Genomic DNA, 10,144 nt, shown 5'->3' with positions numbered 1-10,144 from the left:
TAACTTGATAACACGATACTTTTTCAATTCATTCACAGTGAGTAATATCCTTTTCATAAGTATTAGTTTAACATTTGGGACATTTTATGTTTCGACCTACTTAAGACATTATCACTTTCGAATGATATTTTTTTAGTTTACCCTAAAAAATACTTGACATGAATTTTAGGGTGTGCTAAACTATTGATATGGAGTATTAGAAAGGTTGATATGAACGAATTTTCAAAGACTGAGCAGGATTATCTGAAAGCGATTTATCATTTGCAAGAAAAGACGGCTGATTTGGTCAATATCACGGATATTGCGACTGAACTCAAAGTTTCTGCGCCGAGTGCGACGGAGATGATTAAGCGGTTGGCTAAGAAAAATTTAGTCGACCATAAAAAATATTATGGTGTTTTTCTAAAGCCTGAGGGCTATCAAGAGGCGCGGTTTATTCTCAAATCACATCGGGTTTGGGAGACTTTTTTGGTCGAAATGGCGGGCTATCAGCTACATGAAGTGCATGCTGAGGCGGAAAACTTGGAGCATGCGTCGTCGCGCAAGCTGATTGAGCGGCTGCATGCTTTGATGAAATTTCCGACTTCTGATCCGCATGGCTCGGAAATTCCAGCTGAGTGTTTTTGGCATGGCAAGCTTGTTAGGCTTGATTTGAGCGAGGCAATGGTGGCTGAACGTTATGAAATCGTGAGTTTGTCGGCTGGTGTTGAGAGATTTTTGCAAAAATTAGCGCTTCGGAAACCGAAATTTATTACCTTGTTAGAGGTCTTAGCTGATAGGTCTGTCATTGTCAAAACAGATGCTGACGTCAGATTTGTTGTGCCACATTTTCAGAAAAAAGACTGGCAGTTAAAATGTTATAAAAACATGATAGATAAAGCGGTGTGACGAAGTCGCAAACTTTCGTAGAAAATTCAAATAAGGAGAAAAATGAAAGAACACAAGCACTTTGTCGAGTCGGCGAGCGGGCCGAGCTTGGCGGAGATAAATGAGACGGTCGAAATTCCCAAAGACGGGAATTTTTGGAAGAATTTAATGGCATTTTCGGGACCTGGGGCGCTGGTTGCGGTTGGCTACATGGATCCGGGCAACTGGGTCACGTCAATCGGTGGTGGCGCGCAGTACGGCTATTTGCTCTTGTCGGTCGTTTTTGTGTCGAGTTTGATTGCCATGTTGTTGCAGTATATGGCGTCTAAGCTCGGAATTGTGACGGGCATGGATTTGGCGCAGGCGACACGGGAGCATACGGGGCGAAAATTGGGCTTTGTCCTGTGGCTTGTGACGGAGCTTGCGATTATGGCGACGGATATTGCTGAGGTCATTGGGGGTGCGATTGCGCTAAATCTGCTGTTTGGCATTCCGATTGTTTGGGGTGTGGTGTTGACGATTTTTGACGTTTTTCTGATGTTGTTTCTGATGAAACTTGGTTTTCGCAAGATTGAGGCGATTGTTGTGACGTTGATTACCGTGATAATGCTTGTTTTTGTCTACGAGGTTGCGGTGTCAAATCCTGATATGGCTAAACTTGTCGAGGGGTTCATTCCGCAACGTGAGATTATGAATCATGGTCAGCTGACTATGGCGCTTGGGATTGTTGGGGCGACAGTTATGCCGCACAATCTCTATCTGCACTCGTCTATTGCACAATCTCGGAAATATAACCGCAAGGATGAAGATGAAATCGCGCGTGCCGTTCGTTTTTCGACTTGGGATAGCAATATTCAGCTGAGCGTTGCTTTTATTATCAATACTTTGTTGCTTGTTTTGGGTGCTGCTATGTTTTTCGGTCGTGGCGAGGGGCTTGGGACGTTTACGTCTTTGTATAATGCCCTGCAAGACAACAAAATCGCAGGTGCTGTCGCAAGTCCCTTATTGTCGACTTTGTTTGCTGTGGCTTTACTTGCCTCGGGGCAAAATTCGACGATTACAGGGACTTTGTCGGGTCAGATTGTCATGGAGGGGTTCATTCATCTGAAAGTTCCGACTTGGGCGCGGCGTCTGATGACGCGTGGTATTGCGGTCATTCCTGTTTTGATTGCGGCGATTTATTATCATGGTCGTGAGGGCGGACTTGACACGCTCATGGTCAATTCTCAGGTTTTCTTATCCGTGGCGCTGCCCGTTTCGATGATTCCGCTAGTTTATTTCACATCTAGCGAGAAGATTATGGGCAAACGGTTCAAGAATACCAAAATCGTTGCTACTTTAGGCTGGGTTTGCGCTGTTTTGCTCACTATTTTGAATCTTAAGTTGATTGTTGGGATGTTTTAGGACATTGACTTGAAAAGAAGGGCGTTATGAAAAAATTAAGCTTGGCTTTGTTTGTACTCGTTGTTGTATTTGGCGCAACTTGGGCAATAGGACATATTCCGCCAAAAATGATAACACTTTCGCAAAGTTTTGATACATCAGCTATGCCAATAGAGGTTTTTGTTGGGGAAAATGGTCAGTTTTTAGCGCCTTATCAGTCACCAGTTGAGTATGATTTGACTGCTGTCACGACATTTTCATCTTCTGATGAGACGGTTTTAAAAGTGACAGAAAATGGTGCTTGGCAAGCACTTAAATCTGGTACGGTAATGATTGTGCTTGGTTTTGAATTGACAAAGGAAAGTTACAGGAAGTATCGTGGGACTGTTTTTGCAATTCAAGAGAATGCGAGGATTGTGACGGTTCGAGTTGTTGAGCGGATAAAATGATTTTGAGTCGAAAACAATTTGACAAGTCGCAAAAAAGCGCTATAATTAAGTAGTGAGATATGTTGAAGAGATAGCTTTGTCAAGCGAGCAAGGGGTGGTGGGAGCCTTGTGGGAGCGCTGGTTCGGTACTACTCATTAACAAAATTGTAATTAATAATAACACGTTTGCTGCGTTACGGCTATTGAGGTTTCTGCCTGTTTTTGGGTGGGGATAAAGTCGGGTGGTACCACGTGTTTTGACGTCCTGTGTTCATTTTATTGATGAACATGGGATTTTTAGTTTAGAAAAGAGGTTTATTGTGATTAATGTAACATTTCCAGATGGTGCGGTTAAGGGTTTTGACAGTGGTGTGACGACTTTTGAGGTTGCTGAGTCGATTAGTAAGTCTTTGTCGAAAAAGGCGCTTGCGGGTAAATTTAATGGTAAGTTGATTGATTTGAATCGGGCGATTACGACAGATGGTACGATTGAGATTGTGACGGCTGATCATGAGGATGCCTTGCCTTTGTTGCGGCATTCGGCGGCGCATTTATTTGCTCAAGCTGCGCGGCGGCTTTTTCCTGATATTAAATTGGGGGTTGGTCCGTCGATTCAAGATGGTTTCTACTATGATACGGATAATGCGGTTGGGCAGATTTCAGATGAAGATTTGCCACGACTTGAAGAAGAGATGATGAAGATTGTCAAGGAAAATCATCCGTCAGTTCGTCGGGAAGTGACGAAAGCTGAGGCGCAGGAGATTTTTGCAGATGATCCTTATAAGCTTGAACTTATTGATGAGCATAACGACGATGAGGGGGGCTTGACTATTTACACGCAAGGCGAGTATACTGACCTGTGCCGTGGCCCGCACGTGCCGTCAACTGGTCGGATTCAAGTTTTTCATCTGCTCAATGTGGCGGGGGCTTATTGGCGTGGCAATAGCGATAATGCCATGATGCAACGCGTATATGGCACGGCTTGGTTTGATAAGAAGGATCTCAAGGCTTATCTGAAAATGCGTGAGGAGGCAAAAGAGCGTGACCACCGCAAACTCGGCAAGGAATTGGATCTCTTTATGGTTAATTCTGAGGTTGGGTCTGGTTTGCCGTTTTGGTTGCCAAATGGGGCGACGATTCGGCGGACGATTGAGCGTTATATTGTTGACAAGGAAATTGCGCGTGGCTACCATCATGTTTACACGCCAATTATGGCGAGTGTTGATTTTTATAAAACGTCTGGTCATTGGGATCATTACCATGAGGATATGTTTCCGCCAATGGATATGGGGGACGGCGAGCAGTTAGTACTACGTCCGATGAACTGTCCGCACCATATCGAAGTTTATAAAAACGATGTCCATTCTTATCGTGAGTTGCCAATTCGGATTGCTGAGCTTGGCATGATGCACCGTTACGAGAAATCTGGCGCTTTATCTGGTCTGCAACGTGTTCGGGAAATGACTTTGAATGATGGGCATGTGTTTGTGCGCCCCGATCAAATCAAGGATGAGTTCAAGCGGACTTTGCAGTTGATGACGGATGTTTATGAGGATTTCAATGTGACGGATTATCGTTTCCGTTTGAGCTATCGCGACCCTAAGGATACTGAGAAGTATTTTGATAATGATGCTATGTGGGAGAATGCGCAGACGATGTTGAAGGCTGCTATGGATGAGCTTGAGCTTGATTATTTTGAGGCTGAGGGGGAGGCTGCTTTTTATGGACCTAAGCTTGATGTGCAGGTTAAGACGGCGCTTGGCAATGAGGAAACTTTGTCGACGATTCAGCTTGATTTCTTGTTGCCTGAGCGGTTTGAGTTGACTTATATTGGCAAGGATGGTGAGGGTCACAGACCTGTCATGGTTCATCGCGGGATTGTGTCAACTATGGAGCGGTTTGTTGCTTATCTGACGGAGGTGTACAAGGGGGCGTTTCCGACTTGGCTTGCGCCGACTCAAGTGACGGTTATTCCTGTCTCTAATGAGGCGCATATGGATTATGCTTGGGATGTGGCGGATGCGCTGAAAAATGCGGGGATTCGTGTTCATGTGGATGAGCGTAATGAGAAGATGCAGTACAAGATTCGTCAGTCGCAAACGCATAAGATTCCTTATCAGCTGATTGTTGGCGATAAGGAGATGGCGGATAAGTCGGTCAATGTGCGCCGTTATGGTAGTAAGGAGACCTCTGAGCTTGATTTGACTGATTTTGTCGCACATATTGCGGCGGATGTGGCTAATTTTTCTAAGGTTGTATAAAATGAAAACTCTCGTTTATTCGGGAGTTTTTGTTTTTAGATAAAATTGTTATTTTTGTTCAAACTTCTGTTATGTTATAGAGTTCTTTTTAAAAACGATTCATTTAAAATATGTTTTTTAGTTATTTTTTAGTCAATTAGTATATTGTTTTGATAAATTGAAATGTTACTGTATAATAGTTGTAAATAGCTATTTGTCTAGTGTTTTATGGGTTTCGTGTTAATGTTTAATGATTAAGAACGTTATCAAAGAAGATAAGCCGCCCTTGTTAATTCTGGTTTAAGCTGTTATAAATAATGAATTGAGAATTTTTATAAATAGCAAATAACGTTATTTTATGTGTTATTTAATTCTTGATTGTTGCTCAAATAACTTGTAAACGTGGGGGAACGAACAAAGTGGAAAAAGAAACAAAACGAACGCATTTCAGATTATGGAAATCAGGTAAACAGTGGCTTTATGCTGCGAGTGTTTTGACGATTATAACTGGCGGAGGGGTAGCCGTTGGTGCCGTCGTGTCATCAGCCGATGAGACAACTGAAAGTGCGGAAAATGCTAAAATTGATAGTCAATCTTCTGGTGGTAAGAAGGTTCTTTTGGCTGCTCCGCGTCTGATTACAGCTGAAAATGCGTTAAATGTTGCTAGTGCGATTGATCCAAATCGAACGATTTTTGAGGCTGAGATTGCTTATAATGATGCCAATCCGCGAGTTAGCTCGACTTCTGTGCATGTGCCGTTGCCTGATCAAGTTGCGAATATTGGCGTTTATGAGCAGGATGCGCGTGATAATGGGACGATTGCTGAAGTTGATAACTATGCTGATTTTAAGACGGCTTATGGTAATCAAGCCATTACTTATATCAAAATTACTGGTAATTTTACTTCAGATCAAGCCTATGATGATTTGGTTTCTCGTTCAGCCGACTTGATTATTGACGGCGACGGGCATTCGATTAATATTGGTAAGACGATTTTGGCGTTGAATGGTGCAACGGCTACTACTGGTGGTAATTTTACGCTTACGAATATTAATATTTTAGCGGCTGTTAATGCGCCAGACTATGCTTCAGTGATTACTGTTAGAAATGCTTCAAATGGTGGCTATCAAGATTCTAGTGCTTGGCAAGTTAATATTGATAACGTGACTGCTAAAAGTGCAACAGGTGTTGATGGTGCAGAGAATACCCAAGTCAATCGTTTAGTCAGAAATATGGGGATCAATGCTAAGACGACATTTTCTGGAACAGTTGATGTGATTGTACTTCAAGAATTAGGTTGGATTAGTAATATTGACTTTGTTGACGGTGCGATTGTTAAAGATGAGCGTCCAAAAGTGGGTGGGGCAGATGCCTTTTTCTGGAATAGTGCAGCGGGCGATGCGACTGTTAATATGGGGGATGGCGTTACCCTTTCTGGTATTAGTCATGCTTCAACTAACTATTCTTTATTTCTTGATAGATATAAATATCTAAATGCTGGTAATAATGTGACCTGGTATCAAGATGGCTTTAATGATCTTTTTGCTTCTGGTGGTTCAAGTGGTAAAGTTTATACATTTGGTACGAATCTTCAGATGACAGCTCTTAATTTAACAGGGAATCAAGCAGTTAGACTTTCTGATAATTTTAAATTAACTTTTAATGCAAGTGCTGTTTTGGATGTTCGTCAGAATTATGATGGGTATGTTTTTAATATTGCTAATGGTTCTTTTGCGAAATTCATTTCACCTAAGGCTTTGCATATTGGGGCTTATGAGACAAATGGGACACCTAATAATACTTATCAGGTTATTAATGGTGCAGGTGAGTTTATCATGGAGAACTCATCTATCTCTTTTTGGAATAAATCAGATGGGCAAGGTCTTAATAATCCAAGTAAAGAAACTAAATTTGCTCGGATGACGATTAAGAGTGATAAGGCTTATGTTGATAAAACAGGGAGTGATACGACACTTGAAGAGTTTGCTATCAATGGTTTTCGTGAATTGCAGACCAATGCGCTTGATGTTGGGACTTTGAAATTTAACTACATTGATCCGCAAGGTAATAAAATTAAGGTTGTTGAGGAAGATTTGTCTGATCCGAGTCATTATATTGGGGAAGAGTTGCATGCTCGGGTGTCGGAATTTGTTTATGATAATATGCCAGTTGGTTATAAGTGGGCGCTTGAACAGCAGGTGCCAGCGGGTGCTGCGGCTGATAAGCAGTCTGGTGGTGCGCCGACAACGACGATTGATGATGGTCATGTATCCGGTCAGCCTGAGGTGGCGATTGTTCCCATGGAGGGTGTGATTTATGAGTATAATATCTATCTTTATGGCGAAGATGCTGATGTTAAGTATCAGTATGTTGATCTAGCAACTGGTGAGGCGCTTGATATTACTAAAGTGTCAACGAGTGAGCAGGAGAGTTTGACTAATCTTGTACCAGCAAATATTGGTAATGTTATTGATTGGAAAGTGCCGTATTATACGTTGACAAATGTGCCAGCGGGTTATAAATTGGATACGACTCAGGTTCAGCCTGATAGCTTGTTGGTTGGCGATACGAATCCTGTGACGACGTTTTATGTGACGGGGCTTAAGCAAACGGTTGATGTTACTTTGGAGTTGAAATCGTTTACGGGTGCTTCAACGACGGTTGTTGCAACGGTGCCTGTGGATGGCTTGAGTCATCAAACGATGACTTATCAGGAATTCTATGACTTGCTTGATGTTGCAACGCTTGCTAAGGTGTCAGGTTACCATTTGACAGATGAGGAAGCGGCGAAAACGTTCACTTTTGATGAGACGGAGAACGTTGATGCGAGTGGTAACGAGACGGCTGATAAGGCTGTGCAAAATGTGGTGCTGACTTTTACTGGCGATTATCAGGTTGTGGAGGTCGTTGATAATGATGGCTCAGTGCTTGAGACGATTGAGGGAACGTCTGGTGGAGATGTCATTGTTGGTTTGACGGATGCTGAGATTGCAGCTACTGCGGCTGGAAATGGCGAGTATGCGAAGTATAACTATGAGATAATCGGTCCTGATGGTCAGACTTATGCGACTTTGGCGGAGGCTTTGGCTGCAAATTCGATATTTGACACGACGAGTAATGGTAAAAATATGTCGGATAGTGTGGCGCAACAGTTCAAGATTAAATATACGTTGAATGAAGATTGGGAGTCTGATTCGGTGTATGATTCTGAGTCTGATGAGTTGAGCGATTCGGAATTTGACTCAGATTCGGATGAGGTAAGTGATTCTGAATTTGATAGTGAGTCGGAGGGGTTGAGCGATTCTGATGAGGTTTCTGACTCAGAGGAAGATAGTGATTCGGACGAAGATTCGGATTCAGACGCGGATAGCGATTCGGAAGCGGATAGTGATTCAGCCGAAGACAGCGATTCGGAAGCAGATAGCGATTCGGAAGCGGATAGCGATTCGGAAGCGGATAGTGATTCGGAAGCGGATAGTGATTCGGAAGCGGATAGTGATTCGGAAGTGGATAGTGATTCGGAAGCGGATAGTGATTCGGAAGCGGATAGTGATTCGGAAGTGGATAGTGATTCGGAAGCGGATAGCGATTCGGAAGCGGATAGCGATTCGGAAGCGGATAGCGATTCGGAAGCGGATAGTGATTCGGAAGCGGATAGTGATTCAGCCGAAGACAGCGATTCAGCCGATGACAGCGATTCGGAAGCAGACAGTGATTCAGCCGAAGATAGCGATTCAGAAGAAGATAGTGATTCAGCTGAGGACAGTGACTCAACACAAGACTCTGAGTCTGATAGAAATTTAGCCTCGGAAGAAGCAAGCGATTCGGCCGATGACAGCGATTCAGAAGAAGATAGTGATTCGGCTGAGGACAGTGACTCAACACAAGACTCTGAGTCTGATAGAAATTTAGCCTCGGAAGAAGCAAGCGATTCGGCCGAGGATAGCGATTCGGCTGAGGACAGCGATTCAGAAGAAGATAGCGATTCAGAAGCGGATAGCGATTCGGAAGCAGATAGTGATTCAGCCGAAGATAGCGATTCGGAAGCGGATAGCGATTCGGAAGCAGACAGTGATTCAGCCGAAGATAGCGATTCGGAAGCAGACAGTGATTCAGCCGAAGACAGCGATTCGGAAGAAGACAGCGATTCGGAAGAAGACAGCGATTCGGAAGAAGATAGCGATTCAGAAGCAGATAGTGATTCAGCTGAGGACAGTGACTCAACACAAGACTCTGAGTCTGATAGAAATTTAGCCTCGGAAGAAGCAAGCGATTCGGAAGAAGACAGCGATTCGGAAGAGGACAGCGATTCGGCCGAAGACAGCGATTCAGCCGAAGATAGTGATTCAGAAGAAGATAGTGATTCAGAAGAAGATAGTGATTCAGCTGAGGACAGTGACTCAACACAAGACTCTGAGTCTGATAGAAATTTAGCCTCGGAAGAAGCAAGCGATTCTGCCGAGGATAGCGATTCGGAAGAAGACAGTGATTCTGCCGAGGACAGCGATTCGGAAGAGGACAGCGATTCAGAAGAAGCAAGCGATTCGGAAGCAGATAGTGATTCCGCCGAAGATAGCGATTCGGCCGAAGACAGCGATTCAACACAAGATTCAGAGTCTGATAGGAATTTAGCTTCTGAAGAAGCAAGCGACTCTGCCGAAGACAGTGATTCTGCCGAAGACAGTGATTCGGAAGAAGACAGCGATTCGGAAGAGGACAGCGATTCGGAAGAAGATAGTGATTCAGCTGAGGACAGTGACTCAACACAAGATTCAGAGTCTGATAGAAATTTAGCATCGGAAGAAGCAAGCGATTCCGCCGAAGACAGCGATTCGGCCGAGGACAGCGATTCGGAAGAAGACAGCGATTCGGCCGAGGACAGCGATTCGGAAGAGGACAGCGATTCAGAAGAAGATAGCGATTCGGAAGCAGATAGTGATTCGGCCGAAGATAGCGATTCGGCCGAGGACAGCGATTCAGAAGAAGATAGTGATTCAGCTGAGGATAGTGACTCAACACAAGACTCTGAGTCTGATAGAAATTTAGCCTCGGAAGAAGCAAGCGATTCTGCCGAGGATAGCGATTCGGAAGCAGACAGTGATTCGGAAGCAGACAGTGATTCGGAAGCAGACAGTGATTCGGAAGCAGACAGTGATTCGGAAGCAGACAGTGATTCGGAAGCAGACAGTGATTCGGAAGCAGACAGTGATTCGGAAGCAGACAGTG

5 protein-coding genes are annotated in these 10,144 nt (G+C 43.8%); all 5 read left to right on the top strand.

Features of this window, described 5'->3' with window-relative positions; all coding sequences use genetic code 11:
- Positions 1-210 precede the first annotated feature (210 nt).
- Positions 211-888, top strand: a complete 678-nt coding sequence (locus Hs30E_RS09485) for a metal-dependent transcriptional regulator (protein WP_172209713.1) — start codon at positions 211-213, stop codon at positions 886-888.
- A 42-nt stretch (positions 889-930) separates the two neighbouring features.
- Positions 931-2,271: an Nramp family divalent metal transporter gene (locus Hs30E_RS09480; protein ID WP_172209712.1), complete on the top strand. Its 1,341-nt coding sequence runs from the start codon at positions 931-933 to the stop codon at positions 2,269-2,271.
- Positions 2,272-2,297: 26 nt separating this feature from the next.
- Positions 2,298-2,699 carry a hypothetical protein gene (locus tag Hs30E_RS09475; RefSeq protein ID WP_172209711.1) on the top strand — a complete coding sequence of 134 codons (402 nt, stop codon included), beginning with the start codon at positions 2,298-2,300 and terminating at the stop codon, positions 2,697-2,699.
- A gap of 299 nt (positions 2,700-2,998) precedes the next feature.
- Positions 2,999-4,939 (top strand): threonine--tRNA ligase, encoded by a 1,941-nt coding sequence (gene thrS, locus Hs30E_RS09470; RefSeq protein ID WP_172209710.1) that lies wholly within the window; start codon positions 2,999-3,001, stop codon positions 4,937-4,939.
- 398 nt (positions 4,940-5,337) lie between these two features.
- A partial coding sequence (locus Hs30E_RS09465) for a KxYKxGKxW signal peptide domain-containing protein (protein ID WP_172209709.1) occupies positions 5,338-10,144 on the top strand: 4,807 nt, incomplete at its 3' end.

The organism is Pseudolactococcus hodotermopsidis, assembly GCF_011170085.1.
Classification (GTDB): Bacteria; Bacillota; Bacilli; order Lactobacillales; family Streptococcaceae; genus Pseudolactococcus; species Pseudolactococcus hodotermopsidis.
This window is presented reverse-complemented; position numbering and strand designations above follow the sequence as displayed.